This window comes from Pseudomonadota bacterium, from assembly GCA_026388255.1.
Taxonomy (GTDB): Bacteria; Desulfobacterota; Syntrophorhabdia; order Syntrophorhabdales; family Syntrophorhabdaceae; genus JAPLKB01.
This window is the reverse complement of the sequence record JAPLKC010000085.1, coordinates 52,343-78,393: the sequence shown is the minus strand read 5'-3', so window position 1 is coordinate 78,393 and position 26,051 is coordinate 52,343. Positions and strand designations below refer to the sequence as shown.

General features: G+C 42.7%; 26 protein-coding genes, 1 tRNA gene and 1 pseudogene. 16 read left to right on the top strand and 12 right to left on the bottom strand.

Annotated elements, in window-relative coordinates; translation table 11 throughout:
• The 4 genes from gdhA to NT178_11470 all read right to left on the bottom strand — a co-directional run bounded on the left by gdhA (window position 1) and on the right by NT178_11470 (window position 3,755).
• On the bottom strand, window positions 1-1,356 hold the full coding sequence (gene gdhA, locus NT178_11485; protein ID MCX5813150.1) for an NADP-specific glutamate dehydrogenase: 1,356 nt from the start codon (window positions 1,354-1,356) through the stop codon (window positions 1-3).
• A 15-nt stretch (window positions 1,357-1,371) separates the two neighbouring features.
• Window positions 1,372-1,638, bottom strand: coding sequence for a hypothetical protein (locus NT178_11480; protein ID MCX5813149.1), 267 nt, complete (start codon window positions 1,636-1,638; stop codon window positions 1,372-1,374).
• Window positions 1,639-1,789: 151 nt separating this feature from the next.
• A complete protein-coding gene (locus tag NT178_11475) occupies window positions 1,790-2,464 on the bottom strand; it encodes a response regulator transcription factor (GenBank protein MCX5813148.1) in 675 nt (224 codons plus the stop codon).
• Entirely contained in the window at window positions 2,445-3,755 is a 1,311-nt protein-coding gene (locus NT178_11470) for a sensor histidine kinase (GenBank protein MCX5813147.1), read from the bottom strand. The genes NT178_11475 and NT178_11470 overlap by 20 nt, the downstream gene beginning before the upstream one ends.
• Between NT178_11470 and nudC the strand changes: the two genes are divergently transcribed.
• Window positions 3,754-4,584 (top strand): NAD(+) diphosphatase, encoded by an 831-nt coding sequence (nudC, locus tag NT178_11465; GenBank protein ID MCX5813146.1) that lies wholly within the window; start codon window positions 3,754-3,756, stop codon window positions 4,582-4,584. The genes NT178_11470 and nudC overlap by 2 nt on opposite strands.
• Window position 4,585: 1 nt before the next feature.
• On the opposite strand, the gene NT178_11460 is transcribed toward nudC, so the two are convergent.
• Window positions 4,586-4,670: transfer RNA gene (locus tag NT178_11460), tRNA-Leu, on the bottom strand.
• 47 nt (window positions 4,671-4,717) lie between these two features.
• Here NT178_11460 and NT178_11455 point away from each other — a divergent pair.
• From NT178_11455 to NT178_11400, 12 genes and pseudogenes are all read left to right on the top strand, one after another.
• Window positions 4,718-5,647: a bifunctional riboflavin kinase/FAD synthetase gene (locus NT178_11455; GenBank protein MCX5813145.1), complete on the top strand. Its 930-nt coding sequence runs from the start codon at window positions 4,718-4,720 to the stop codon at window positions 5,645-5,647.
• 45 nt (window positions 5,648-5,692) lie between these two features.
• Window positions 5,693-6,202 (top strand): putative metallopeptidase, encoded by a 510-nt coding sequence (locus NT178_11450; protein ID MCX5813144.1) that lies wholly within the window; start codon window positions 5,693-5,695, stop codon window positions 6,200-6,202.
• Between the two features lie 161 nt (window positions 6,203-6,363).
• A complete protein-coding gene (locus tag NT178_11445; protein MCX5813143.1) occupies window positions 6,364-7,200 on the top strand; it encodes a fructose-bisphosphate aldolase in 837 nt (278 codons plus the stop codon).
• Window positions 7,201-7,260: 60 nt separating this feature from the next.
• Complete coding sequence (locus NT178_11440; GenBank protein MCX5813142.1) at window positions 7,261-7,668, top strand: archease; 408 nt, start codon at window positions 7,261-7,263, stop codon at window positions 7,666-7,668.
• 150 nt (window positions 7,669-7,818) lie between these two features.
• Window positions 7,819-9,219: pseudogene (locus NT178_11435) on the top strand (RtcB family protein).
• Between the two features lie 137 nt (window positions 9,220-9,356).
• A complete protein-coding gene (locus tag NT178_11430; GenBank protein MCX5813141.1) occupies window positions 9,357-9,887 on the top strand; it encodes a cob(I)yrinic acid a,c-diamide adenosyltransferase in 531 nt (176 codons plus the stop codon).
• 254 nt (window positions 9,888-10,141) lie between these two features.
• Window positions 10,142-10,864: an orotidine-5'-phosphate decarboxylase gene (pyrF, locus tag NT178_11425; GenBank protein ID MCX5813140.1), complete on the top strand. Its 723-nt coding sequence runs from the start codon at window positions 10,142-10,144 to the stop codon at window positions 10,862-10,864.
• The gene (gene rlmB / locus NT178_11420; protein ID MCX5813139.1) at window positions 10,821-11,582 is read left to right on the top strand and encodes a 23S rRNA (guanosine(2251)-2'-O)-methyltransferase RlmB; all 762 of its coding nucleotides are present in this window, start codon (window positions 10,821-10,823) and stop codon (window positions 11,580-11,582) included. Before pyrF ends, rlmB begins: the two co-directional genes overlap by 44 nt.
• 14 nt (window positions 11,583-11,596) lie before the next feature.
• Window positions 11,597-12,397 (top strand): ATP-dependent sacrificial sulfur transferase LarE, encoded by an 801-nt coding sequence (gene larE, locus NT178_11415; protein MCX5813138.1) that lies wholly within the window; start codon window positions 11,597-11,599, stop codon window positions 12,395-12,397.
• A 121-nt stretch (window positions 12,398-12,518) separates the two neighbouring features.
• Window positions 12,519-13,733, top strand: a complete 1,215-nt coding sequence (locus NT178_11410) for an MFS transporter (GenBank protein MCX5813137.1) — start codon at window positions 12,519-12,521, stop codon at window positions 13,731-13,733.
• Window positions 13,723-13,938, top strand: coding sequence for a hypothetical protein (locus tag NT178_11405; GenBank protein ID MCX5813136.1), 216 nt, complete (start codon window positions 13,723-13,725; stop codon window positions 13,936-13,938). The genes NT178_11410 and NT178_11405 overlap by 11 nt, the downstream gene beginning before the upstream one ends.
• Window positions 13,917-14,258, top strand: a complete 342-nt coding sequence (locus NT178_11400) for a hypothetical protein (GenBank protein MCX5813135.1) — start codon at window positions 13,917-13,919, stop codon at window positions 14,256-14,258. The genes NT178_11405 and NT178_11400 overlap by 22 nt, the downstream gene beginning before the upstream one ends.
• 23 nt (window positions 14,259-14,281) lie before the next feature.
• Here the strand turns inward: NT178_11400 and NT178_11395 are convergent, their stop codons facing one another.
• Both NT178_11395 and NT178_11390 read right to left on the bottom strand, forming a co-directional pair.
• Entirely contained in the window at window positions 14,282-14,698 is a 417-nt protein-coding gene (locus tag NT178_11395) for a hypothetical protein (GenBank protein MCX5813134.1), read from the bottom strand.
• A gap of 114 nt (window positions 14,699-14,812) precedes the next feature.
• On the bottom strand, window positions 14,813-15,067 hold the full coding sequence (locus tag NT178_11390) for a hypothetical protein (protein ID MCX5813133.1): 255 nt from the start codon (window positions 15,065-15,067) through the stop codon (window positions 14,813-14,815).
• Window positions 15,068-15,426: 359 nt separating this feature from the next.
• Between NT178_11390 and NT178_11385 the strand changes: the two genes are divergently transcribed.
• Window positions 15,427-16,149, top strand: coding sequence for a hypothetical protein (locus NT178_11385; protein ID MCX5813132.1), 723 nt, complete (start codon window positions 15,427-15,429; stop codon window positions 16,147-16,149).
• A 54-nt stretch (window positions 16,150-16,203) separates the two neighbouring features.
• On the opposite strand, the gene NT178_11380 is transcribed toward NT178_11385, so the two are convergent.
• From NT178_11380 to mltG, 4 genes are all read right to left on the bottom strand, one after another.
• Entirely contained in the window at window positions 16,204-16,710 is a 507-nt protein-coding gene (locus NT178_11380; protein MCX5813131.1) for a PilZ domain-containing protein, read from the bottom strand.
• Between the two features lie 429 nt (window positions 16,711-17,139).
• Window positions 17,140-17,553 carry a Zn-ribbon domain-containing OB-fold protein gene (locus tag NT178_11375; GenBank protein ID MCX5813130.1) on the bottom strand — a complete coding sequence of 138 codons (414 nt, stop codon included), beginning with the start codon at window positions 17,551-17,553 and terminating at the stop codon, window positions 17,140-17,142.
• Window positions 17,554-17,557: 4 nt separating this feature from the next.
• A complete protein-coding gene (locus tag NT178_11370; protein MCX5813129.1) occupies window positions 17,558-18,739 on the bottom strand; it encodes an acetyl-CoA acetyltransferase in 1,182 nt (393 codons plus the stop codon).
• A 17-nt stretch (window positions 18,740-18,756) separates the two neighbouring features.
• Complete coding sequence (gene mltG / locus NT178_11365) at window positions 18,757-19,761, bottom strand: endolytic transglycosylase MltG (protein ID MCX5813128.1); 1,005 nt, start codon at window positions 19,759-19,761, stop codon at window positions 18,757-18,759.
• A 247-nt stretch (window positions 19,762-20,008) separates the two neighbouring features.
• Between mltG and NT178_11360 the strand changes: the two genes are divergently transcribed.
• Window positions 20,009-20,983, top strand: a complete 975-nt coding sequence (locus tag NT178_11360) for a hypothetical protein (protein ID MCX5813127.1) — start codon at window positions 20,009-20,011, stop codon at window positions 20,981-20,983.
• An 11-nt stretch (window positions 20,984-20,994) separates the two neighbouring features.
• On the top strand, window positions 20,995-23,772 hold the full coding sequence (locus NT178_11355; GenBank protein ID MCX5813126.1) for a FecR family protein: 2,778 nt from the start codon (window positions 20,995-20,997) through the stop codon (window positions 23,770-23,772).
• 151 nt (window positions 23,773-23,923) lie between these two features.
• Here the strand turns inward: NT178_11355 and NT178_11350 are convergent, their stop codons facing one another.
• Window positions 23,924-25,810 carry a PAS domain S-box protein gene (locus NT178_11350; GenBank protein MCX5813125.1) on the bottom strand — a complete coding sequence of 629 codons (1,887 nt, stop codon included), beginning with the start codon at window positions 25,808-25,810 and terminating at the stop codon, window positions 23,924-23,926.
• Window positions 25,811-26,051 lie beyond the last annotated feature (241 nt).

The window sequence follows — 26,051 nt, the reverse complement described above, 5'->3', positions numbered from 1 at the left end:
TTAAACAATTCCGTATGCGAGCATCGCCTTGGCAACTTTTACAAATCCGGCAATATTTGCGCCTGCAACATAATCTCCTTTTTTTCCATATGCTTCACCGGCTTCAATGCATGACTTGTGTATACTTTTCATGATATCAAGTAGCATCTTGTCGACTTCTTCCTTTGACCATGAAAGTTTAAGGCTGTTCTGACTCATCTCAAGCCCTGATACGGATACACCTCCGGCATTGGTTGCCTTGCCGGGTCCGAATAGTACGTTGTTTTCCTGAAAAATCTTAACAGCCTCAGGAGTTGAAGGCATATTAGCCCCTTCTGCGACACAGATACATCCGTTCTTTACAAGGGCTTCCGCATTTTTGCCGTCAAGTTCATTCTGAGTGGCACAAGGCAGGGCGACATCTACTTTAATTCCCTGCTCCCTTATAACATCCCAGACATTGTCTCCCATATAGCAGACCGTCCCGAACTTATCTGCATATTCCTTAATTCTTCCTCTTTTCACATTCTTCAGTTCCATGACATAATCAAATTTTTCACCGCAAATACCTTCATCATCAACTATTGTAGCATTGGAATCGCAGAGCGTGATCACCTTGCCCCCGAGTTGATTGACCTTTTCTACGGCATATTGTGATACATTCCCTGAGCCACTCACAGCAACAACCTTTCCGTTGAAATCCATACCCCTTGACGCCAGCATCTCGGCTGTAAAATATACGGCGCCGTATCCTGTGGCCTCAGGCCTTATAAGGCTACCGCCGTATTCAAGACCCTTTCCTGTAAGCACACCTGTATGTTCATTCACAAGTTTTTTGTAATAACCGAACATATAACCTATTTCACGTCCCCCTACACCGATGTCTCCTGCAGGTACGTCTATTTCAGGGCCAATGTGTCTGAAAAGCTCTCTCATAAAGGCATGGCAGAATCTCATAACTTCGTTGTCGGACTTTCCCTTCGGGTCAAAATCCGAGCCACCCTTGGCACCGCCCATAGGAAGGGTGGTAAGAGAGTTTTTAAAAATCTGCTCGAAACCTAGAAATTTTAAAATACTAAAATTTACCGACGGGTGGAACCTTAAACCGCCCTTGTAGGGTCCGATGGCATTATTAAACTGTATCCTGAACCCCCTGTTTACCTGAACTTCGCCTTTATCGTCAACCCAGGGAACCCTGAAGATAATCGTTCTGTCCGGTTCAACTATACGCTCATATATCTTTGCCTTTACAAATTCCGGGTGTTTGCTCTCGGTAGGCTCAAGAGATTCCATTACCTCCTTTACAGCCTGTTGAAACTCCGGCTGATTCGGGTCTTCCTTTTTTACTTTTTGAAGTGCATCATTGACGGCTGACATGTTAATCCTCCTCTTTTATTGATTTTTAATATTGTCTTCACAGCTTTGCCGGCGCATTCTATTTAAGTAGTAGCGCAACAGGTGCATTTTATCTCTCAGTTCAACGGTCCCATGATCAATTTCCCACAGTTCTTCCATATCATCGAGGATACTCCTTGCCTTTCCGACAAGTGTTTCCTCTTCTTCAGCGCTTACGGCCTTCTCCGATACATCATCATTTGAGGTATTATGCAGAGTCTTTCCGAATGTCTTGAATGCTATAATTTTGTTTGATGCTTCCATATACCACCTCGGTACTGAACATAGTAAGCTTACAGTTTAAATAAAACCTATAAGACCCACTTTGCACAATCAGGCGCAAGCTAATTTATAGATAAGGGTTAATACTATCTTTTAAATGGGGATTTACACTATACGTGTTGTAGACCTAATGTTATCTGCTCCCTACCCAATGTACAGCATGTTTCATCAGTTCGGTTGCGTTTTTAAGCTTTAATTTTTCTTTTATGTTTGCACGGTAAGATTCAACCGTTTTTATACTGACATTTAGACTATCCGCTATCTGGCGTGTTCCTATGCCCTGTCCTATTAATTGAAATACTTCAAGTTCCCGGTCACTCAGAACTTCAATGGTAGATTGAGTGTTCGCGGCCTTTCCGTCAATAAACCTTTTTACGATATTTGCGCTCACCCCCTCGCTGATATACAATTCTCCCCGTAATACCCTGCGAATAGCCTCCATCATTTTTTCTATTGCTTCCTGTTTCATAATATAACCTCTTGCGCCTACCCGTAAGGCGCGTTCGGCAAACAGAGACTCATCGTGCATGGATACAACCAGTACCGGCAGAGTGCCGTAACGTGCCTTGATAATTTTGATCAATTCTATACCGTCAATTCCCTGGAGGGAAATATCGACAATCATTAAGTCCGGTTGAGACTTTTTTAAGGATTCAAGTGCATGCTGTGCACTGTCCGCCTCACCGCAAACCGTCAGGTCTGTTTCCTGATTGATCATCTGGGAAAGGCCTTTGCGGACGACAGGATGATCGTCTACAATAAATATTTTTCGTTTGCGTTTTATGGAGTCATTCTGCTTTCTGTTCATACTTGCCTGCCCCCCCTTCCCCTTGTTTATTTTCGAACAAACATGTGACTATGGTGCCGCCTTTCAAAAAGTTTTTAATATCAAGGTATGCTCCTATCATATTCGCACGGTGCTTCATAATGCTGATGCCCATACCCATGTTTTCTTTTACAATATTATGGGCACTGCGACCATTGTTTTTAATTGTAAGAACCGATACTCCGTTATCATCACTGAATTTGATTACAATTTTTGTTGCCTTTCCGTGTTTAATGGCATTGTTAACCGCCTCCTGGATAATCCTGTAAATATGAATGGCCACCATGTTATCATAAAAAAGCACGGGTTTATCATATTCAAAAATGCACGTTATACCGAACATCTTTTCCATATTCCGCGACAATTCGGAAAGCGCTGCCATAAGACCATTCACCTCAAGTCTCACCGGATAAAGTCCCTGTGCAATTCCTTTTGTCTGTGTAATGGCCTCGTCAATCAAGGATACCATTTCGCCGGCGTTGCGTGCTTCTTCAAAGGATTTTCTTTTCATCTTCTTCTGTAAAACTTTGCCGAGGAAGGCAATGCCTGTAAGTTGCTGGCATAAACTGTCATGCAGGTCCTGTCCTATCCTCTGCTGTTCACGTTCACTGATTTCAAGGACCTGTTTTTCCAAACGTTTTCTTTCAATAATGTCGCCGATGCGCTTCGCGATAGCGTTTATGAGGCTTCTTTCCTCTTTAAGAAAGGGTCCTTCACCACACTTAGGCCGCTCTTCGAGGTAATACACATCCAGAGAGCCTTCTTTTACCCTGTGAATCAATATATTAGAGGATTGTCTCCATGGTGTTTCTGTAAAGTTTGACGTTACATAAATCTGCTGCCCGATGTTGATTCTTGCACAAGTAATATCAGGGTACTGCCAGGCAGGGGGGATAATATCCACAATGCCTCTTAGGATCCTGTCAAGAGAGATGGGGTATTTTTCAACAAGATTGGAAATGGTATAGAGGCAATTCAATTCTTTAACCCTCTCCCCCAATGCATGTGTCTTTTTTTGCAGCATCTCTTTTATACGTTTATTTTTTCGTTCGGATACCTTTAATTGAGCAACCTCTCTGCGCAGAACTACCATCTGGCTGGAAGCGGGGGCTTTACCTTTTTTGTCGAGCCTCACGATTTGCTTGTTGCTATGATCGCCCGAACCTGTTTTTCCTTTAAATCCTGACATGTTAAAACATATACCATAATTGAGTTTAAAACGAAAGTCGATGCTATTGACTTTGCCTGTCATAAGAAGTATTTTTTTCAGCATGTCAGGGCAATTTATCCCTTCTATAAATCCGCAGCACGAACAAACAAGGTCTGCCGCTTTGTGGTTTATTTTTAAAGAGCACAGGATGCTTGTCAGGGTGGCCGGAGACGCGGTATCCGTACCTTTGCTAACAATACCTGCCGAGCTTGGATTATCCATAGTACATCATCATTATCTAGGGATACTTGATGGGCGTGATTGTTTTTCTGCGGAATTACCTGATACCTGTGACGCTCCTGAAGGTACTATGTTTCAGGGCCTGTGGAAACTCTATGGACATCTGGAGGAAAGTCTGTATAAAGTTGCTGTCAGAGCAATTCAGATAGCTGACTGGGATAGAACGCACCAATTCTGCGGGAGATGCGGGGGACAGACAACAAACAGAGAGGATATACGGGCGAAGGAATGTCCGAACTGCCATTTTATAATGTTTCCCAGGATTTCACCTGCCGTTATCGTCCTCGTTGAGCATGAAGATATGGTATTGCTTGCCCGGGCCAAACGTTTCCAGGGTGACTTATATAGTGTGCTTGCCGGTTTTGTCGAGCCAGGCGAAACCCTTGAGGAGACGGTACAGCGAGAAATAAAAGAAGAAGTCGGCATTGATGTGAAAGACATACGTTACTTCGGAAGCCAACCATGGCCCTTTCCTGATTCTCTTATGATAGCCTTTATTGCAAGCTACGCAGGGGGCAGGATAAAAATCGACGGAGAGGAAATAGCCGATGCAGGGTGGTTTAAGGCAGGCAATCTGCCTGAAATTCCTGGGAATATAAGCATTGCGAGGAGATTAATAGACTGGTTTACAGCTAAACATACGAAAATTTAAATGCCGAAGACGGGACTCGAACCCACACAGACTTACAGCCTACTAGACCCTGAATCTAGCGCGTCTACCAATTCCGCCACTTCGGCACAATGTTTAACTTATATGGATATGATGCATATGTCAAGAGGAGTGTATGAAAACTTTCGAATCTCTCAATAATTTTGATAATTTTCCGAATCCGGTTCTTACGATAGGAAACTATGACGGCATCCATCTTGGTCATAGAAAAATCATTGAAATGGTGAAGGCACGGGCAGCAGAGATATCCGGTACGTCAATGCTCATGACCTTTGATCCCCATCCGCTGAGTGTTTTAAGACCCGACAATCACCTTGGACTTATTACGCCGGTCAATATAAGAAAAAGGCTTATTGAAGAGAACGGTATTGATGTATTGCTCTTGCTGCCCTTTACAGATGAATTCCGTTTAACAGACCCCGAGGTGTTTGTTAGAGATATTCTGGTTGGAAAGCTTGGGATTAAAGGACTGGTGGTAGGGTATGATTTTAAGTTTGGTAAGGGGGGCAAAGGTAACACAGATATACTTAAAACCCTGTCCGGCAAATACGGGTTCTTCTTTGATATAGTGGAGGCTATCACCTTAAACGATGAAAAGATAGGGAGCAATAGGATAAGAAAGCTGATTATGACTGGAGATGTCAAAAAGGCCGAGGTATTTCTCGGGAGGCCCTACATAATAGAGGGTCGGGTATTAAGGGGGTATGGCAGGGGGGGTGGCATTGGTTTCCCTACTATAAATATTGAAACCGAATTTGAGGTTATCCCAAAAAACGGCGTCTATATTAGTGAAGTCAGAGTTGATGATAAAACATACCGGTCGGTTACAAATATTGGATACAATCCTACCTTTAACAACAGGGACATATCTATTGAGACATTTATATTGGATTATTCAGATAGCCTTTACGGGAAGGAAGTTTCTCTGTATTTTCATGAACGAATCAGGGACGAAATAAAGTTTAACAACGTTGATGAACTGAAGCACAGGATCAACATAGATGTTCAGGTAGCCAGATCATATTTTGAAAGGGCAGGACAATAGTGTTTTTCGGATAAAGTTAGAAATCTATTTACAGGAGGCAGTTGCATGGGACTCAGATACGAGGAAGTGAGCGACGAGGTAGTGACAATGCTAAGGGAGATAAAGGCTCAGTATTTTCCTGAGTTAAAAAATGCACAGATCAAAGTGCTTTTTGATTTAAGAAAGAGAAAAACAGGTGGAATGATGGTTCTCGGTCGGATCATGAGAACAAATGACCTCTTGAGGCATTTGACAATCGATGAGGCTGGGGCAGTTGAAGGATATGATTACATTATAACCCTGGACAAATTGTGTTGGGACAATATTACAAAAGCCGATAAAGAAAGACTGATCCGGCATGAGTTGAGGCATGCTGTCTTTGACCTTGAAGCCGAGTCAAATCCGTACAAGCTCCAGGACCACACCATATCGGATTTCTATGAAGAGATAGAGTACAACAAGGATGATCCGCGCTGGCGGGAGAGGCTTTCCACACTTGTGGATGATATCTACGAACAGCAGAAGGAAGCCCGGCTTGATAAAAAGAAGAAGAAAGTAGGAACAGGGCTAAGCTAAGAAGCATGTCAATCCTTTCCGGGTATTTTAGCATTTTAATTCACAGTGGATAAAACAGCCACAGGTACATCCTCCATTAGTGTGAAAACTTTTTCCCTTTATCATTGCGAGATGATATAATTGTTTTCTTTCATCACAGTAAATATTAAAAAGGAGGGTGCATGGAACCGAAAGAAGTAAAGTTGAACAGGCTGTTTCAAACAAACGGGAGAACCCTGATATTGCCTTATGATCAGGGACTCGAGCATGGTCCGAGAGACTTTTTTCAAGCTACATTTGCACGGGATCCGATGCATGTTATAGAAATTGCAAAAAAAGCAAAATATAATGCGGTTGTTATGCATATAGGCAATGCAAGGAGGTACTTTAAAGACATATATGGAGAAGTGCCGCTCATATTGAAGGTGAATGGCAAGACGGAGATTCCGCCTGATGATGAGCCTCTCTCCACGCTTACGGCAAGTGTTAATGATGCACTCTCCCTTTCGGCTATAGCAATCGGCTATACCCTCTATGTCGGCTCAGCAAGACAGGATGAGGATATAGAACAATTTTCTGAAATAAGGGAAGAGGCTCATCGATATGGATTGCCCGTGATAGTCTGGTCTTACCCGAGGGGCGAAGACATTAAAGAAAAGGGCGGTAAGGACAGCCTTTATGCCATAGAGTATGCAGGCCGTGTTGCCGCAGAGCTCGGAGCAGACATGGTAAAGCTGAATGTACCTTCCCTGAAAAAGAATGATAAAATACCGGAGCCGTATAGAAGCTATGATATAGGGTTGAGCGATGCAATAAAGCAGATTATCGCAAGCACCGGCGGCGTCCCTGTAATCTTTGCAGGAGGCGAAATGGTTTCTGATAACGACCTTATCCGGAAAGCCGAGGTATGCATAAAAGCCGGTGCTTCAGGGCTTATATTCGGGAGAAATATATGGCAGAGGCCGCTTAAAGAAGCAGTGGGGATAACAGGGAAGATTAAAGAAATTATTAAAGGCTGAAAGTGAGAAGACGGTCACCTTTTAACAAATCATTTTATTAATCAGTCAATGGGCTTTTACATGGAACATTATAAAATCATAGATCACGAAGCCGATGTCGGGTTTGAAATATATGGAAAAACACTGGAGGACCTCTATAAAAACGCTGTAGAGGCCCTCTTTTCACTCATCATTGAGCCAGGAGAAAGGAGACCGGAGAAAGGAAAAAGATTCGATCTAACAGATGACCAAGGGCTTCTCATTGCTTTTCTCAATGAACTTCTATACCTATGGGATATGGAAGGTTTTATACCAAAAGACCTGTCCTTAAAGATTGAAAGCAAGAAACTGACGGGTACTGTAATTGGTGGAATATATAACCCCTCAAGAGACAAGATAAAACGGGAAGTCAAGGCGGTTACCTATCACAAATTTTCTATTGAAGAAACAAATGATATGCTTAAGGCAACGATAATAGTTGATGTGTAAGGAAAGCAATGTTTTAAACGTTGAGTACGTAACACCACTTTTGTTTAAAGACCAACCCCTCATTGCAGGAGGGCTTATATCATGGAAAATCTGCGGAAGCATTTAAGAAAACTTGACGACAACAGATATCTGGTAGAAAGGCATGACCGTATGCTTGTGGACGGACTTGTTTATCTGAATGAAGAACTGTTCCGTGTGATGGGAACAGACGAGAGCATCAAACAGGTAGAGAACGTTGCCTGCCTGCCCGGCATTGTAGGCATGTCCATGGCAATGCCCGATATCCACTGGGGCTATGGTTTCCCTATCGGCGGGGTAGCTGCATTCGATACAAATAAAGGCATTATTTCTCCCGGTGGTGTCGGTTATGACATAAATTGAGGCGTGAGGCTTATGCGCTCCGTGTTGAGCGTTCAGGATATTAAGCATAAAATTGAAGATCTTGTCGACAAGCTTTACCTTAACATTCCAAGTGGAGTAGGGTCTCACCGAAAGGATTTTAAACTTTCAAGGGATGAATTAAGGAAGGTGCTAAAAAAAGGTGCGCGCTGGGCAATAGAGAACGGGTATGGGACACATGATGACTTGCCGTTCATTGAAGATGAGGGACAGATTGGATCTGCATTACCTGAAAATGTATCGGACAGGGCTTGCGAGAGAGGCAGGGATCAGCTCGGGACTTTAGGCTCCGGCAACCATTTCGTAGAGATTGGATGTATAAAAGAGATATACGATGAAGACATCGCACGTATCTTCGGATTGTTTCAGGATCAGATAACAGTCATGATACATACCGGCTCGCGCGGCCTTGGTTACCAGATATGCGATGATTATATAAAAGAGATGTTCAGGGCATCTGAAAAATACGGCATATCGTTGCCCGACAGGCAACTTTGCTGCGCGCCAGTTGAATCGCCGGAAGGGCAGAAGTATCTGGGGGCTATGGCATCTGCAGCAAACTATGCCTTTGCAAACAGACAGATGATTACACACTGGGTGCGAGAAACATTCGAGTATATTTTCAGAATGAGTGCAAATAAGATCGGTCTTTCACTCGTTTACGATGTGTGCCATAACATCGCAAAGATAGAAAAACATCATATCCAGAAAACCGATAAAGCTAAAGGCGAAGGAACAACCCTCTGCGTCCACAGAAAAGGGGCAACAAGGGCTTTTCCGGCAGGCAACCCTGCACTGCCCGAAAAATATATGAAAGCAGGTCAGCCGGTATTAATCCCCGGAGACATGGGCCGGGCATCTTACGTGCTTTGCGGCACAGAGCGCGCTATGGAAGAAACCTTCGGGAGCACATGTCACGGTGCAGGACGTGTTATGAGCAGGAGCCAGGCAATAAAGATATCAAAAGGACGTTCTGTCTCGAAAGAAATGGAATCCAGAGGCATATATGTGAGGGCTGCAAGCAGGGCAACACTTGTCGAAGAAATGCCGGAGGCATACAAAGATGTATCAAAGGTTGTTCAGGTTGTCCATGATGCAGGTATTTCCAGACTTGTCGCAAAGATTGTACCGCTGGGACTGATAAAAGGCTGAGAAATAGTGAATAGTGAAAAAATAATACCGGAGCCGGAGTATGGGAATTCTTAAATTAACCGGATCTCACTGGCTGCGGGAAATGTTCCAGCAAAACCGTTCACTGTTCACTATTCACATGCTTTAAAGGGGGATTTATGAAAAAAAAGAAAAAAGGACTTATTGTAGTTTTTACCGGGAACGGCAAGGGTAAAACAACAGCCGCACTCGGTGTTGCGCTGCGTGCAAGTGGTCATGGTATGAACACACTCATGATAGAATTTATGAAAGAAGAAGGTAAATCGGGAGAGCAGAAGGTTTGCCCGGCAATGCTGGAAAAAATAGATATATACCTCTTTGGTATGGGTTTTGTATTCAGAGGAGATGACCCGAGACCGCATATGGAAATCGTTGAAAATGCATGGCTGTTCATGGAAGAGATGCTCTCAAAAAAGAAATACCAGATTCTTATTCTCGATGAGTTATCCGTTGCATTAAGTCTGGAGCTATTCCCTGTTGATAGCGTGATTAATTTTCTCACAATGAAAGATGATGCACTTCATGTGATCATAACCGGCAGGGATGCGCCACACGAACTTATCAAAATAGCGGACATCGTTACAGAAATGAAAGAGGTGAAACATATATTTAAAGAAGGTACAGCAGCAACACTTGGGCTGGATTACTGATACCAAATAGATTTCAGAAAAGCCTTAATCACTAGGTGGAAGCGACATGTACTCAAATGTATAAAAGTACAAAAACACAGAAAATCTTTCAAAGGTATCTTTACATCTTCTCAAAAAAAGAGTAAAAGAAATAAAATATGTTTCAAACAACAAGCTTGAATAATTGCCGGTAATCCTTTCAATACAGGTTGTGAACGGCTATGCCGGAAACAACAGATTTTATATTGCCTTATAAATTTTAAACAGGAGACGATATGGATCCGAAGGAAAAAATCATCCTTGCCCTTGATGTAGAACATTTTGAGGAAGCACGCAGAATTGTTATGGAGTTTAGAGGCCATGTCGGAATGTTCAAAGTCGGCAAACAGCTATTTACCCATTGCGGTCCAAAGATTGTAGATTTTATAAACATGAAAAATTCCAAGGTTTTTTTAGATCTCAAGTACCACGATATACCGAATACTGTTTCAAAGGCTGTTGTTGAAGCGGCAAGGCTTGGTGTTGATATGTTGAATATACATACGTCGGGTGGATTTACCATGATGAAAGACGCAAGGGCTGCACTTTTCAATGCTGTGAAAAGGTTTCAGCTGCAACGTCCGAAGATCATCGGAGTTTCGGTGTTGACAAGCATAGATGATGCTGAGTTAAAGCGTATGGGCATAGATATACCTGTATCTCAATTAGCCCGGAATCTTGTCCTGCTTGCAAAGGAAGCTGAACTTGACGGTGTTGTTGCAGCAGGTGAAGATATCGCAATGATACGGGAACTGTGCGGGAACGATTTTATCATTGTAACTCCCGGCGTAAGGATAGAATCAAAAAAGGACGACCAGAAAAGGACAATTACGCCAAAAGATGCAATTCGTATGGGCGCAAATTACATTGTGCTCGGCAGGGCAATAACGGATAGTGAAAACCCGCAATCCCTCCTTGAGAAAGTCTGCGAAGACATCAAAAATGCCTTACCTCACTAACAAAAACAGTATTATCGAGCTTATTAGAAGCCATCCGGGATCTGTCAGAAGGCTCTGGATAGAACATGGTTATGAGACTGTATCGGATGAAGTCATTAAAGAGGCTAAGAAACAGGGCATTTCTTTCAAGGTGCTTCAAAAAGACATCTATTTAAAAAAATTCAGTGATATAAAATCCCACATATGCCTTGAAAGGGATGAAATCTCATATACGGACCCTGATGAGCTTTTGCATGATCTTGAGCGCATTAAAAACCCTCTCTTATGTGCCTTTGACGGCATTTTTGATCCGCAGAACCTTGGTAATATTTTGCGAAGCGCAGCCTGTTTCGGAGTCAATGCGATTATTATTCCGAAAGACCGCTCATGCGGTATTACACAAACCGTTGCGAGCATATCGCGAGGGGGCATTGAGCATGTAAAGATAGTCAGGGTTGTCAACCTTGCACGATACATTGATATGCTGAAAAAGACCGGTGTTTTTTGTTATGGTCTCGATGAAAAAGGGGTAGCGCCTATATGGAAAACAGACCTGCGGGGCGCTGCATGCCTTGTCTTTGGCAGCGAAGAGGGTTTGCGGAGGCTCACAAAGGAAAAATGTGATGAAATCATAAAAATTCCCACTGAAGACAACTTTTCTTCTTTAAATGTTGCAACCTGTTTTGCTGTTTCTGTCTGCGAGGTAAAACGGCAACGAGCTGTTACTCAAACAATCTGATACAGGCTAAAATTATGAATATTGAGCAGAAGTTAGACAAATTAGAAGAAACTATTAAAGGCCTTCAGAAGGTTGTTGTTGCGTTTTCAGGAGGTGTAGACAGCACATTTCTTCTCAAGGTTTGCGTAGACGTTCTCGGCAGGGAAAATGTGCTTGCCTTTATCGGATTGTCCCCTACATGTCCCCAAGGAGAAATAGAAGAGGCCGTGACTCTGTCGAGACTTCTCGGAGCTGAATATATCATTGAAGAAACTTCCGAAATGGAAGACCTTAATTTCATTCAAAATACCACCTCCCGCTGCTATTTCTGCAAGACCCATCTTTTTGATAAGGCATGGGACATTGCAAAGGATAGAGGGTTTCTTCACGTGGCAGAAGGATCGAACCTCGACGATATGGATGACTTCCGGCCCGGAAGAAAGGCCTGTGTTGAACAACATGTCCTGAGCCCCTTGTTGACGGTTGAGCTTAGAAAAAGTGAAATACGGGAGCTATCAAAAACACTTTCTCTTCCGACGCATGACAAGCCTTCCCTTGCTTGTCTTTCATCAAGGATACCCTACGGTACGTCGATCAATATTGAGATTCTAAAAAAGATAGAACGTTCTGAGGAATTTATCCGAAGCCTGGGGACACGACAGGTTAGGGTACGATATCATGGGAATGTTGCACGCATCGAGGTCATGGTGGAAGATTTTGATACAATAATGGCCAATAAAACCGGTATAGTTGAAACGCTAAAACAGTATGGATTTTCTTATATAACGCTTGATTTGAAAGGATACAGGAGTGGAAGCATGAACATTGAAATATGAATCACATTGATGTTCTGTCAATAGCTGATTTGATCATAGGTTTTTAAGGCTTATATTAGAACAATATTTGCATGATTTTTTATTGAAAGCAGGTTATCCTTTTACAAGTTAAAGCTCATCTATGAACAAAACGATAACATCCTGGTGTTTTTTCGACTTTGCCAATTCAAGCTATTCAGCCGTAATAGCAGCTACAATCTTCCCTGTTTACTATGCAAATATAATTGTCGGTAATACGGCTGGTATGGGAGATGTATGGTGGGGAAGGGCAATATCGGTAAGCATGGCTATTGTTGCCATAACATCTCCCTTTCTCGGGGGCATTGCCGATTACGCAAAGATAAGAAAGAAACTGCTTCTATTTCTTACGCTTTTGTGTATCGCTGCCGTGGCTTCCTTTTCTTTTCTCAGCAAAGATATGGCCATTGCAGGGTTTGTTTTAATTGTTCTTGCAAATGTGGGAATGGAAGGCGGTCTTGTTTTTTATAACTCTTTTCTGCCTGAAATTGTTCAACCTACGCACCAAGGCAGGGTTTCTGCATGGGGTTTCGGGATCGGATATGCAGGCTCAATATTTTCGCTTCTTCTTGCACTTTTCCTTGTTCGCTATGGGATGATTGACATTGTATGGCTTATGGTAGCGTTGTTTTTTGCTGTATTTTCTTTACCTGCCTTCATCTTCCTCCCGAAAGACCCGAAGGGTGGAACAAAGATATTTGTTTCGGCCATAGACGGTTTTCGCCATACATGTGGGCAATTAAAGAAGATGTGGCTCAATAAAAATCAGAGAAGGTTTCTAATAGCCTATCTCATATATGAAGACGGGGTAAATACTGTAATAGTTTTTTCAAGTATTTTTGCGGCAACCACCCTCGGTTTTAAATCCGAGGAATTGATCTATATGTATCTTATTGTACAGGCCACAGCCCTTGCCGGTGTTTTTTTGATGGCCAGATACATTGACTACTGGGGCCCCAAAAGGGTTATTCTACTTTCACTGACTTTATGGATTGCCATATCAATTGCCATATTTTTTGTTCATGCAAAATTACTGTTCGCAATAATTGCTTCTATTGCAGGGTTTGGACTAGGCACGGTTCAGGCTGCAACAAGGGCTTTTTACACCCAGTTCATAGTGCCCGGCAAGGAATCAGAATTTTTCGGTGTTTACAGCTTTGTGGGTAAATCATCTGCTATAATGGGACCACTTGTTTTCGGGTATCTTTCATCGACTTTCGGGAGCCAGAGACCCGCTGTTCTTTCAATAGCCCTGTTTTTCCTTCTGGGATTTATTATCATAAAAACTGTCAGCGGCGGACAACCGAATGTTTCTTGAAAATTCAATAACCCATAGATATACTAAAATATATTTCTACGGGCTTTTGCCGGTGGAGGGGGCGACCCCCCTTACTGGGACAGGTGCAATCCCCTGTATAATAGAAATTAAAACAGGGAAACTGGGAAAAGTAGACTTGATAAAAATTCCCGATTTGCCGATCAATAAAAAAGGGGTAAACAAATGGCTCTCATTGACGAACTGAAGAAAAAGACCGAAGAAGGATTGAAGACACTGAAGGAGACGGCACAAGATTTAGCATTTAATGTAGAAAAACAGGCAAAGATTGGTAAAAAAAGGTATATTGATATTACAAAACTTCAGAGGAATATTCAAAAACTGTACACGGAAATGGGTCAGCACGTTTACAATGAGCTTTCCATAGGAAAAACTTTGAGTAAAGACGACATCTATCTGAAAGAAAGGATAAACTCAATCACAAGATTTAGCCTGGAGATAAAGGACATAGAAGACGAAATAGACGAAATACAGAAAAATGTTCCGCCTAAAAAGGATGATCAATAGGCTTTTCACATATTGACCAATATCTACTTTGAAGTTATTAAATTTTTACAAACAAGCTTACTGAGGAGATAAACTTCCGAGTCTGGTGGTGTCATGATCCACTTTCCAGCAATATAAAAGTTACTTAACCTGTTACCCCAGAAATCAACAGAGTTCTCCATGAGGTGAAACATGCTGCTTGCACACGCGATCTCAAGATGTAACAGTCGCGGTTTGTTGTATGGCGAGACTGTCTTCATCCAGACGTTTACCTGGTTATCGGAAATATATCTTACGGTCTCCGAATCATAGTAGTATTTCATGTCTGCCTGGTCTATATCATTGCAGATAAATACCCATCTGTTGTTTTTATCAGATGCTTCGATTATTTTAGATAATGCAATAATGTTTATAACAAAAATAATCACTATCAAAACAGCATATTTTAATAAAGTTCTCACGTGCCCTTGCCCCTCCTAAGCGTTTACACCTTAATCCCTTGATATATCCAATGTTCTTCGGCCTGCCTTAAGGACATTTAGATATCCCGCCACGTGCAATTTACAGTTCATTGTTTACATGCCACACTGTACGCTGTCTCTCCGTGCCTTGCCCTGTCTGTGTTCTCTATCTCTTCTTATCTTGTTCTTACACTCCTGGCATACAATCCCCAATTCATCTTGTTTAAAACTAAATATTTTGCCGCAGATATAGCAAACTTCCTGGTTGCCGTTTCTGCGGGGATAATCAGGATATTCCCTGTGCAGGCAACTTGGGTTGGAACACACAAGAACCCTTACCCTGTTTGTATAATCATATTCAGGTAACATCTCAGACTCACATCTCCTGCATATCACAGATTGCCTCTGTTTGATTCCTACTATCTGCATGATAGAATTATCGGAAAATTATCAAATTTATTTAGCTAAAAAATAGAATTAAATTATTGCAGCTTTTTAATCATGTACTTTTAAAAAGAATATTGTTAACCGGAAAGCTTCGCCTATCTTGTATTTCCGCACGGCATGCGTATGGGATTGCAATATTTGGCTACAATATTTGCTTAATATAATGGCAGGTTTATCCGAAGATATTTATGGAGCCATGGAATGAAATAATATTTGACAGAAATAATATTTGACTTGACAATTGTATTACAATGTAATATATTAAAATGTGGAGTTAATAAGTGAGCATTTATAAAATGAGCAGCAAAATATATCAAATTACCGTATTGGCAATATCAATCTTTACTCTTTGTGCTTTTTGCCCGGCTATAGGCTACGCCGATACAATTACCGGAGATGCCTCGAGAAGCACCGAAAAGCTCGGTGATTTTATCGGTGAATTTACATACAGACTTTTCTCGCCAACAAGGGCGGAACTGGATGTTACTTTAAAAAACACAAGCCCTTCAAGTAATGGCGGTTTTTTAACAGGGTTTGTATTTAATAATCCGAACAATTATATTACGAATGTAAGTCTATCTGGTTCAAACTCTTTTTTTAGCCTCCTTGGTGGATCAAGCTTTAAAGACACTATCAGTGCATCGCCATTTGGCAAATATGATATTGGTGCAGCTTTAAAAGGAGACTTTCTGGGTGGTGGCGACCCATCCAAGGGGATTAGTGTTGGCGGAAATGCAAGTTTTGCTTTTACTCTAACAGGAAAGAATCTGGATCAACTGAATACGGGCAGTTTTATGCAGGCAAGATCAGACGAAGGTGAATTTTTTGTTGCCCGTTTCAGAGGGTTTAACGACGGTGGCAGCGATAAGGTACCCGGGGTCGCCGCAACAGTCCCTGAGCCGAACATTTTTTATCTGCTTCTTTTTGGTTTGGCAGGTCTTGTGATCTACAGGAAGAAATTAACGAAACTTTGTAATGTAAAAATGCCCTCCAATAAAAAATAGTAACCCTCACACCATAAAATAAACAATTCAAACCCTTATAAATGTAGTTGCAGATTAATTAATCAGGTAGCTCTGGAGTGTTTGACAACCCGCAAAATCAGTATCAACAAAATTCGCCCCAATATTGGTCTCATCTTTGGAATTATACACATGTCGAGGCGTGCATTGCATGGTTAGAAGTTTTTTACTGTCAGGTAATGTAAAGATAATAGATATCTTCGGAGTATCACCATTTTCAGCGTTTTCTTGTATACTATACTTATAATTATTGGGGATTGAAACCTGTATCCCGTTAAGAGATAAATCTAAGACTATCCCGGCCTGTATTGTATGATCGTTTGAACCGGGTTTACTAACCAAGGCAGGAAGAGAAACCTGCTTTCGCGGATAGCGACGTTTTTCTTCGTTCATATTTTGATCTTTTTTCCCGTTCTGCAAATACTGATAAATAATAGTCTCTATTGTTGAAGACAAAGTCCTTCTTTCTTCCTTTGAAATCTTCTTCAATTCATTGCGTAAATCTTCACTGGTACGAAAACATATAGTGATATTTTTACCCATGTCCATCTCCAGTATTTAAGAGCCTATCTTTTATTGAATATTTAAATTGCCTGTCGTAATACATAGCAATACAATGTATTACATTATGGTGCTCAATTTGTCAAGAATTATTTAAACTTGATTATTTCCTGCAAGTTTGCAGCAGGGAGACTCCTTGTATGCTTCTTGGAGTACATATCGTATATTTTTTTACAACTTGTATTGCCTGTATAACATTTTTATTCAATAAAGTATGCGAAGCAACAGCCCTGCGCGGCAGTTCGACCAGAGCTTAAAGGTTCGGCATTGTCCCTTATAGAAATAGTGCTCATGGGAAATTTGAAAAAGCGTAATAAAAAAGGCTGTCCGAAGGCAGCCTTTTTTATTATGTACTGATTTTTACCCGTTACCGGCAAATACTTTCACCGGCAGGGAGATATATTACAATATCTACGCTTTTGCAATCTCAAATGACATCTGACCGTCATCATACTTCAACGGTCTGATCGTTACATCCATTCCAACTTTTGCATCTTCCGGTTTAATATCGCTTGCAAGACGTGCAAAAAGTTTCGGCCCGGCGCCGAAATCAACAACACCCATAATATAGGGACAATCCTTCTCAAAACCGAAGGGTGCATAGTAAGCAGTTGTAAAGGTCTCAAGCTTGCCGCTTTTCGGCATTTCAAACCAGTCCATATCTTTTGACAGACATGCAGCACAATCGGCCCTTGGCGGGAAATACTTTGCGCCGCACTGTTTACATACCGTACCTTGAACCTTTCCTTCTCCTAACAAATCGACGAACTTTGCCATTTTTGTCATAGCTGTAAAACTTTTTCTTCCAAATTTTTCGAATCCCATCGTATCACCTCCCAAAGATTGTAACATTGCCATACAGGCCAACGCCGCCGACATTGTGAACAAGACCTATTTCCGGGCTTCCCGGTACCTGCATGGGGCCTGCCTCGTCTCTTAACTGCAGAACTATTGTACGTATCTGTGATCCGCCTGTTGCGCCGATTGGATGACCCTTGGAAAGGAGACCACCATCAACGTTTACAGGAATCCGACCTTCCTTGTATGTTGCTTTTTCACGAATAAGCTGCTTGCCGTCGCCCATGGGTGCAAATCCAAGTCCTTCATATGCCATAATCTCTGCGATGGTGAAACAGTCATGCACTTCAGCAACTTTTACATCTTTTGCGGTTATACCGGCCATTTTGTATGCCTCTGCCGAAGCTTTATAGCCGACGCTCAGGCCCTGAGCAAAATCAGGCCTTGCAGCCATATTGACTGCTTCGGAAGCAGCGCCTATACCGAGGATCCATACAGGTTTCTTTGAAAAAGCCTTTGCTTTTTCTGCATTTGCCAGAATAACGCAGGAAGCGCCGTCTGCATTGGCGCATGCATCACCAACCCGTAATGGCCATGCTACTGCACCTGCCATCTTAGCATCGGGGTTTGTCGGATCAAAGTCTGCTGCCTTAATGCCCTTACGGTACACAGCTCTCTCGTTGACCTGGCCATAAGTTGCTGATTTTAAACGGACATCTCTCAGATCATCATGCGTTAAACCATTTTTTGCCATATATGCCTGTGCATAGAGCGCATAATAGGCAGGCATCATAGTGCCAAATGGCGCTTCCCACTGAATATCAGCGCCGCGGCCCATTCTTTCCTGTGATTCTGCGGATGTAATCTCCGACATCTTCTGGAAGCCGACAACAGCCACTACATCATGTAATCCGGCTTTAATCATGCTGTATGCCACCTTTAAGCCGCTGCTGCTTGATGAACAAACAGTCTCAATATAAAAGGTCGGCTGGGGAATGAGTCCCAGATACTCTGCCAGAACGCCTGCAGGCGATCTCTGTTTGTCGTATTCAGGCGCCGAACAAAAAATAGAAGCTGCAATATCCTTTTGCATGATGCCTGCGTCCTGCGTCGCTTCCCTGAAAGCCTCAAAGGCCAATTCCCTGATCGAGCCTTCGTAGCCCCTGACAAACGAAGTCTGACCAACTCCAATAACTGCTACATCTTTTGCCATAAACTTCCCTCCTTCTTTTACTGTTTTTTTGTGTTTTTTACTCTCTGGTATATGTGTACAAAATGGTTATGTGTATTCATGTCATTTGAAAAGACATGGGTGCCATCATTTCTGGAGACAAAAAATAGATAATTCACAGGTGCAGGATAAAGCGCTGCCATAATTGAATTTTTATCGGGTATGCAAATCGGACCCTTTGGCAGCCCTCGGAGCTTATATGTGTTATAAGGGGTATGGGTTGCCAGATCTGATTTTGTTATCGGCCGGTAAAATGCACCTGTTCCATATACCACGGTGGGGTCACAATCGAGCGACATATCCTTTTTGAGCCTGTTATGAAAAACTGCCGAAATCAGTGGTTTTTCTTCTTTCATTTTTGCTTCTTTTTCTATCATTGATGCAAGGGTTAATGTTTGGTAAATATCCATTTTTAATTCTTGCATCCTGTCCCGTATACTTTCTTTTTCAAAAAACTTAAAAGTTCTCTGCACTATCCTTTCTATAAACTTGTCTACATCGGTTTCTTTGCTGTAATAATATGTATCCGGTGAAAGATACCCTTCCAAGGAACCGGAATCTATTTTTAATCTGCCGAGAAAATCACGGCTTGTTGCGAGGCGTATGAATTCATCTTTTTTCGTAATTTTTGCATTTTGAATTGTTTCCGCTACATTGTATATATTGTAACCTTCAATAATCTTCAATGTATATATATTTCTCTCACCATGTTTCATTTTCATGATAATATCAAAGGTAGACATGTTCTTTTTCAGCTCGTATTCGCCTGCTATCAGCTTACTTCTGGTAAGAAACGAATAAAGCATAAAAAGATGGGATGAGTATATGATACCGTCATCTTTCAGCAGACCGGCTATGTTGTTCAGGCTTGTCCCGCTTTTTACAATAACATTTACAGGCTCATTTTCTGTACTCTTGGGTATACTTGCAAAGATCAGGGTTTGCATTATCAGGAATGACATTACTGCGATTATTATTATTATTTTATGTTGTTTTGCGGGCATCCAAGTATCCCTGTAGTATTATTCGTGATGCCATTACGTCAAGACATAAAGTGCGCATTTTTATATATCCGCTGTATTATAGCAATTTTTGGTTAAGATTCAACAGTAAAAGTTAACGGAATATTACAACGAACCTCCCTGCCTTGTAAAATGAGGAGATTCACTGTTCTAAATTTATTGGCATTGACCTTTCTTGCAAAACGTCTATAATATAGTATTACTTAATGCAAGGGTCCGGATTTATATTGTGAAAATCGTAGATCAAATCACTGTAATGGTCTTTTTAGTTTTTGTTATATTAGGGTGTTTTTTTACGCCTGTGGTTTGGGGACAACAGCCCCCCGAAAGCTCCCGGATTGAAGTAGAAAAGCGCACCGACATTGAAGAGCTTTCACAACTGGGACGCAAGGCAACGGAAGTTTTTAAGCCCAGACCGGAAGACATAACCGCCCCTGTCTCGCCCGGAGACGATGCGTTAGGACAGCAATATATCCTTAAACGAAAATCCGAATACGAACCTTTTTCCGTTTTCGGGAATCTTGCAGGAAACTGGACAAGCAACGTAGCCCTGACAAAAAATAACCCGCAGGATGATAATTATATTGTTACCACTACCGGGATTTCGTACCAGCCCATAATACGTCCCAACCTGCTTGGCGAAATTACCTTTGTACAGCAATGGTTCCGTTATGACAGGTTTAAGGATATGAATTTTGACAGCTTAAACGTGGGGGCCGGACTTTCTTATGCCATACCCGAACTTTCCAACCTGGCAGTTTTTGGCCGTTATAACTATAACAGGCTTACCAATGAAGATGGGGTAGGCGAGTATTTTCGCAACCACAGTATAACACTTGGTTTTTTTAAAACCTTTCCCCTGTCCCGGGCGCACTATCTCTATGGAGGCTATTCAAGCCAGTTAGGTTTTTCAGACCCGAAAATTTATCAAAGGGACTATCATTCTGCTGTTGCCGGGTACAACCTTGATATTACGTCGAAACTATCTGTTGATGTGAGCATTCGCATTTCATACATTCCTTACCAGGAGGACGGTCGTGAAGATTACAATGAGTCTGTTTCGCTTGGGATAACTTATAAGCCAAAGCCTTGGCTGATTCTGACATTTTCAAGCTTCGCGGCATTCAACCAGTCAAATAACGGCGTTTTTGAGTATAACGTAGTAAATTTAGCCCCGAATATCGGGATAAAGATTAAATTTTAAGGAGCTGCCTGATGTTTTCTCTTCTCAAGAAAACTTCAAAGATTCATTGCAGGCACAGCATTGCCTTCTTCTTACTCCTTGCATGTATAACATGCTTTACAACACTACTGTATAGTCAGACCACGAACAGCGCTGTTATCACGTTTGTGAGCGGAGAAACGCGATTGTCAAAGGGTGGTTCGGCCCCTGAGCCGGTAAAGGTCAACGATGTTTTTCAGGCTGCCGGGCAGGTTTCTACAGGAGGGGATTCTAGGACAGAGATTGTCTTTCCTGACGGTACACTGGCCAGGCTGGGCTCGAACACCGTGCTTAACGTAGATAATAATACCAGAGGGTTTACGTTAGAGCGCGGCACACTCCTTATGCAGGTACCAAAAGAAGCCGGTTCAATAAATATCATAACAGGCAATGTTTCCTATGAGGCAGACAGGGCAACTGTTTTGATTGAACACGCACCGGGAGGCTATGCAAAGTTTATCGTAGTAGAAGGGGCAGCCAAGGCATCAATCAGCAGCCGGTTTGGCGAAAGAATACCTGTGGATGCGGGCAAAATGCTTATTTTGCCTCCCGGATCAAACAGTCTGCCTGACCCTGTTGATGTAGATTTAAGACGCCTGATTCAGACATCAACGCTTATCCATCTGAAGGGAGACATCAGAACGAATACAGGTGTTACGACGTTAAATCTGAATAACATAAATAATGCTGTCTCAGAACAGCAGAAAACAATTTCTGCAGGAACGCTGATAAATACCAATCTTGTTATGTTGTCCGGTGCGAGTTTGGTCATTGCATCCGACAATCTCCTGAAGACCCTTGAAAGCAGATCAGATGTAACGCATAATGCCTCAAAACAGGGGACTTTTACCCTCGGCTCAGGTGATACCATAGATATGGGCGGACAGCTTTCAAGAAACAATATCCAGGTTGCTACAGGTGATATAAAGGGCAACCCGGCCTTTACCGTATTTGATTTCGACAGTCTTAATATTGCGGGAACTTTCGGGGTTGCCATACCTTCCGGAACGCCAGACAAGCTCGAACTGGATTCGCAAAGCAATATAAACGTTACCGGACCTTTTACCGTAAACTCCGGCCTGTCAACCCTGAAACTTGCTGCGTCAAACGGTTCCGTCAACATCAATCAAACCATCTCGGCATCGATACCTGCCTTATCGGTTGCAGACAGGGCGAAGCTCACCCAGGCTTCGGGTGAATACTATGGTGTGGACAAATGGCAGGCTTACGCGCCGATTGCAACGGGCACAAAACTCGTGCACGGAGCAACCTCTGATGCGGCGAGCACTACTGTGGCCTACTCGAATTATTTTGCAACAGAGCAGGCAAAGCAGGACGCCATGACAGGGTCAAATGTGGATGCCCGTTTATATAATGGATTCGTCCAGGTGGGCCCATACCGCAATCCGTCTGTGACAGGGGATTTCACATACAGGTCCTATGTAATTACCTATGAGGTCATGAGGCCGCTGCCGGTGACGTATGCCCTTGTGAGCAATAATCCGCAGCATAACACGACAGGCGCCCAGGGCGGCCACGACCAGTATTTTACGCCATTCAGAAGACAGGACCTCATCAGGCTGGGGTACATAAAAACAGTTGAATCAGTGGCGGCCATAAACACCGTTACAGACATCCCGCGATATGTTGCCCTCTCAGGGAGTACCACGACCTATGATAACTTAAACACCCTTGCGCAAAACGACTATTATACCTATTTCAACACTTCGGCCCCGGATCAGCTCGCCGAAGCAGAGAGACTGCGGCTGGAGGCAACTGCCCTCCGAAACAACAAGTCTCGTTCATCCCAGGAACTGACTGTGAATGCAAAAGGCTCAGGCGGTGATATAACGCTTGGCGCAAATGCAAATATAGACGGATTTGCAAACGTAGGATTTACGGCGGATAGGAATATCACGATAAGCGGAGGAATATGGGGCACAGATACCTTTTCCGCAACTGCCGGTGGGGACTTATCGCTCGTTAGTGGAGCGCTTATTGAGGCATTTACCGACAACCGGTTAACAGGCGGCGGGTCGATCGGATTGAACAGCAACGGTACGGTCAATATCAGCGGCAGGGTGCAGGCCAGCAATTCACCCTGGATTATGGGTACCTCAAGTGAAAAACCGGGAAGCATTACCATTGACAGCCAGAAAGCTGATCCTGATTCAATCGCGATAGATGTAACAAGCAGCGGGCAAATTCTCGCGCTGCTTTATGCATCTCTTCCTGCTGCGGGCCGTGCAAAGGTGCAGCTTACATCAGCCGGAGGTAAAATTCAAATCGATGGCCTGAAAGACGGCGGAGTCAATTACGGAAAAAATATTGTTGCTGATTACGGTGATCTCAGTATTGTCAATAACGGAACAAAAGGGATTATTGACATTTTAAGCGGGGCAGGGCTCCAGGCCGATATCATAAAAATAGGGGCTCTTGGGACTCAGGGGGTTTTGAATATCTATGCAGGAAGCAAGATGGACGCCAATACCCAGATAAAACTTTATGGTGGTGAATTGTCGGGCGGCGCTGTAGTATTCGGCGGAAGCGGTACGGTCACCCTCACGTCGCCGGCCATAATAATGAGCGCCGATAAGGTTCAGGTGAATACGGGTGTATATATAGATACAGGCACTGTAGTGGCAGACGTTTATGCCAACAAGCGATACTGGACGCCGGCACAGGGCGGTGATGCAGGTTCCACCCAGCTTGGCACATGGTCTAAAACACCGAATAATGCAGGTGGTCCAAAGAGTGCAGGGAGCTTCTGAGATTCTTCCATCTCTTGCGTACCTTTCTTTATGTCATTTTATATATTTAAGGTATGTGCTTTGCGGTTTTCTAAAGGCAAGGATTATCTATAGAAATGTGTCCCCCCCTTTTTCCTGGATGACAATTTTTAACACATAACATAATATTCATTCACTTCTTTTTATAGTACTCAGGATACAGTCTTTCTCCACATTCAGGGCAGATACCATGACTGAATTCCGCTTCTGAGTGGTCTTGTACATAATCCTCTATTTGTTCCCAATAGCCCTTGTCATTTCGTATCTTTTTGCACGAAGCACATATCGGAAGGAGTCCGCTCAGCGTTTTTACTTCAGAAAGTGCTTTCTGAAGTTCAAAAATGAGCTTCTCACGCTCTTCCTCGGCATACTTTTCTTTGGTAACATCCCAATAGGTTATTATATACTTATCGCCCCTTAATTGAATGGATATGAAATTAATTATCTTTTCTGTCTTATCTTTACAGATCACTTTCAGGGTTACCGGTTCTTCTTCCCTTTCTTTAATTCTATCCAGATTATTTACCCATAGAGAATAGACATAATGCCTGTAATCAGGGTCCGGGAAAGCCTTCATAAACCAATCCCTCGATGTTGAAATATCATCGAGAGTATACCCTGTGATTCCGGTAAATGCAGGGTTGATATACTCATACGTACGATCATGACCCAGCAAGGCAACACCGAAGGGATGATTTTCAAGAATAGAAAAGAACGTTTCTTTTTCTTGCTTGAGCATCTCTTCTGCCCATTTCAAATCGCTTATATTATGGATATTGAACTGAGCAACCCTTTTCTGGTTGACCAGATAGACATTGCCGACAAGTTCCGCAATGATGTTCCAGCCGTCTTTTGTTGCCAGTTGCAGGTTATCGTAATAGATTTTTCCGCTGTCCCGTAATTCCAGGAAAGTAGCTTCTGTTAATACAGTATTCTTGAAAAATTCGATCTCCCAGACCTGCCTTCCAAGTAACTCATCACGGGGATAACCCAACATATCAACCGTGAATGGGCTTACATCTTCAACCCTTCCGGTTTCTGCATCAATAATCAATATACCGTCCTTGGCTGCCTCAAATAGCCGCCGGTAACGCATCTCGGAAGCGTGAATCTTCTCTTCTGCTTGTTTACGCTCGGTAATATCCCTGAAATACACAAGCGTGACCGGTTCACCACGGAATATAGTCCTGGCGCCGGAGATGTCCAAAAAGATTGGTGTACCGTCCTTGCGAATACCCTTGAACTCATAGTTCGACGGGACAGGCTCACCTCTTTGTCTCTTCCTGTTGTACTCTATAACCATGGGAAGATCATCGGGATGCACAGTGAGCTCATGAGGCTTTCCTATGACCTCATCAGGGCTGTCGTAGCCGAAGATTTCCAGGAATTTCTTATTCACGTATATGTGCTGGTCTCCCCTTAGCAGGGCTACCCCGTCGTTGGAGTATTCAATTGCTACCCGGTAACGCTCTTCAGATTCAATGAGCTTTCTTTCGGCTTGCTTCCGCTTTGTAATTTCATGAGCAAAAATGGCTATTCTTGATGCCTTCCCTCCCTTATCAAAAACAGGGTAGCAATATATGTCGAAGAACATCCCTTCCCTGATGTCTTCAAAGTGCATCGGTTCACCGGTGAGGGAGACTCTATCAAATTGTTCTTTTCTCAGCCTTGCAACATCCGGGGGAAAATGATCATAGAGGCACGTACCTGTGAGTTCCCGAACGCTTTTGCCCAGCCTCTGGGCCACCACCTCATTCGCCAGAAGGACTGTGCCTTCATTGTCAATAAGCAACAAGGTTTCTCTCGTAGCATTGATCAATGCCTGAAGTATTTCTCCGGTCTCCTTCAGGGCTTCTTCCCGCTGCATGTATACAACTTGTGATGTTTCAAGATCAGAAATCCGCAGGCGTGACTCTGCCAGTTCATGCATTAGTTGCTCTTTCGTCTTGTGTTCGTTCCTCATCGTCTTAACAATATATACCATTTCCAGGTCATAGTCTCTGAAAATTTCCATCTTCATATTCACTACTTTTGTTTGAAATACAGCATGAAGGAAGAAGTGTTCAAACCTAACAGAGTGCCTGACATTCCGCCTGGGTTAAATCTTTATCGCTTTCTTGCACATTTATTTTGGTTGTTTCTACGGGTGGTTGCTTTGCTGCTGCCTAACGCAATTTTTGTAAAGGGATGATTAAGAAATATGTGTATTGTTTTGAGGGGTCTATATTTACCGTGATCGTACTATTGTAATAGCTGTTTGC

What these genes read in the sequence shown, in the direction of transcription:
- gdhA (MCX5813150.1), bottom strand. Translation starts at nt 1,356, where the DNA reads ATGTCAGCCGTCAATGATGCACTTCAAAAAGTAAAAAAGGAAGACCCG.
- NT178_11480 (MCX5813149.1), bottom strand. Translation starts at nt 1,638, where the DNA reads ATGGAAGCATCAAACAAAATTATAGCATTCAAGACATTCGGAAAGACT.
- NT178_11475 (MCX5813148.1), bottom strand. Translation starts at nt 2,464, where the DNA reads ATGAACAGAAAGCAGAATGACTCCATAAAACGCAAACGAAAAATATTT.
- nudC (MCX5813146.1), top strand. Translation starts at nt 3,754, where the DNA reads ATGTCAGGGCAATTTATCCCTTCTATAAATCCGCAGCACGAACAAACA.
- NT178_11470 (MCX5813147.1), bottom strand. Translation starts at nt 3,755, where the DNA reads ATGCTGAAAAAAATACTTCTTATGACAGGCAAAGTCAATAGCATCGAC.
- NT178_11455 (MCX5813145.1), top strand. Translation starts at nt 4,718, where the DNA reads ATGAAAACTTTCGAATCTCTCAATAATTTTGATAATTTTCCGAATCCG.
- NT178_11450 (MCX5813144.1), top strand. Translation starts at nt 5,693, where the DNA reads ATGGGACTCAGATACGAGGAAGTGAGCGACGAGGTAGTGACAATGCTA.
- NT178_11445 (MCX5813143.1), top strand. Translation starts at nt 6,364, where the DNA reads ATGGAACCGAAAGAAGTAAAGTTGAACAGGCTGTTTCAAACAAACGGG.
- NT178_11440 (MCX5813142.1), top strand. Translation starts at nt 7,261, where the DNA reads ATGGAACATTATAAAATCATAGATCACGAAGCCGATGTCGGGTTTGAA.
- NT178_11430 (MCX5813141.1), top strand. Translation starts at nt 9,357, where the DNA reads ATGAAAAAAAAGAAAAAAGGACTTATTGTAGTTTTTACCGGGAACGGC.
- pyrF (MCX5813140.1), top strand. Translation starts at nt 10,142, where the DNA reads ATGGATCCGAAGGAAAAAATCATCCTTGCCCTTGATGTAGAACATTTT.
- larE (MCX5813138.1), top strand. Translation starts at nt 11,597, where the DNA reads ATGAATATTGAGCAGAAGTTAGACAAATTAGAAGAAACTATTAAAGGC.
- NT178_11410 (MCX5813137.1), top strand. Translation starts at nt 12,519, where the DNA reads ATGAACAAAACGATAACATCCTGGTGTTTTTTCGACTTTGCCAATTCA.
- NT178_11405 (MCX5813136.1), top strand. Translation starts at nt 13,723, where the DNA reads ATGTTTCTTGAAAATTCAATAACCCATAGATATACTAAAATATATTTC.
- NT178_11400 (MCX5813135.1), top strand. Translation starts at nt 13,917, where the DNA reads ATGGCTCTCATTGACGAACTGAAGAAAAAGACCGAAGAAGGATTGAAG.
- NT178_11390 (MCX5813133.1), bottom strand. Translation starts at nt 15,067, where the DNA reads ATGTTACCTGAATATGATTATACAAACAGGGTAAGGGTTCTTGTGTGT.
- NT178_11380 (MCX5813131.1), bottom strand. Translation starts at nt 16,710, where the DNA reads ATGGGTAAAAATATCACTATATGTTTTCGTACCAGTGAAGATTTACGC.
- NT178_11375 (MCX5813130.1), bottom strand. Translation starts at nt 17,553, where the DNA reads ATGGGATTCGAAAAATTTGGAAGAAAAAGTTTTACAGCTATGACAAAA.
- NT178_11370 (MCX5813129.1), bottom strand. Translation starts at nt 18,739, where the DNA reads ATGGCAAAAGATGTAGCAGTTATTGGAGTTGGTCAGACTTCGTTTGTC.
- mltG (MCX5813128.1), bottom strand. Translation starts at nt 19,761, where the DNA reads ATGCCCGCAAAACAACATAAAATAATAATAATAATCGCAGTAATGTCA.
- NT178_11355 (MCX5813126.1), top strand. Translation starts at nt 20,995, where the DNA reads ATGTTTTCTCTTCTCAAGAAAACTTCAAAGATTCATTGCAGGCACAGC.
- NT178_11350 (MCX5813125.1), bottom strand. Translation starts at nt 25,810, where the DNA reads ATGAAGATGGAAATTTTCAGAGACTATGACCTGGAAATGGTATATATT.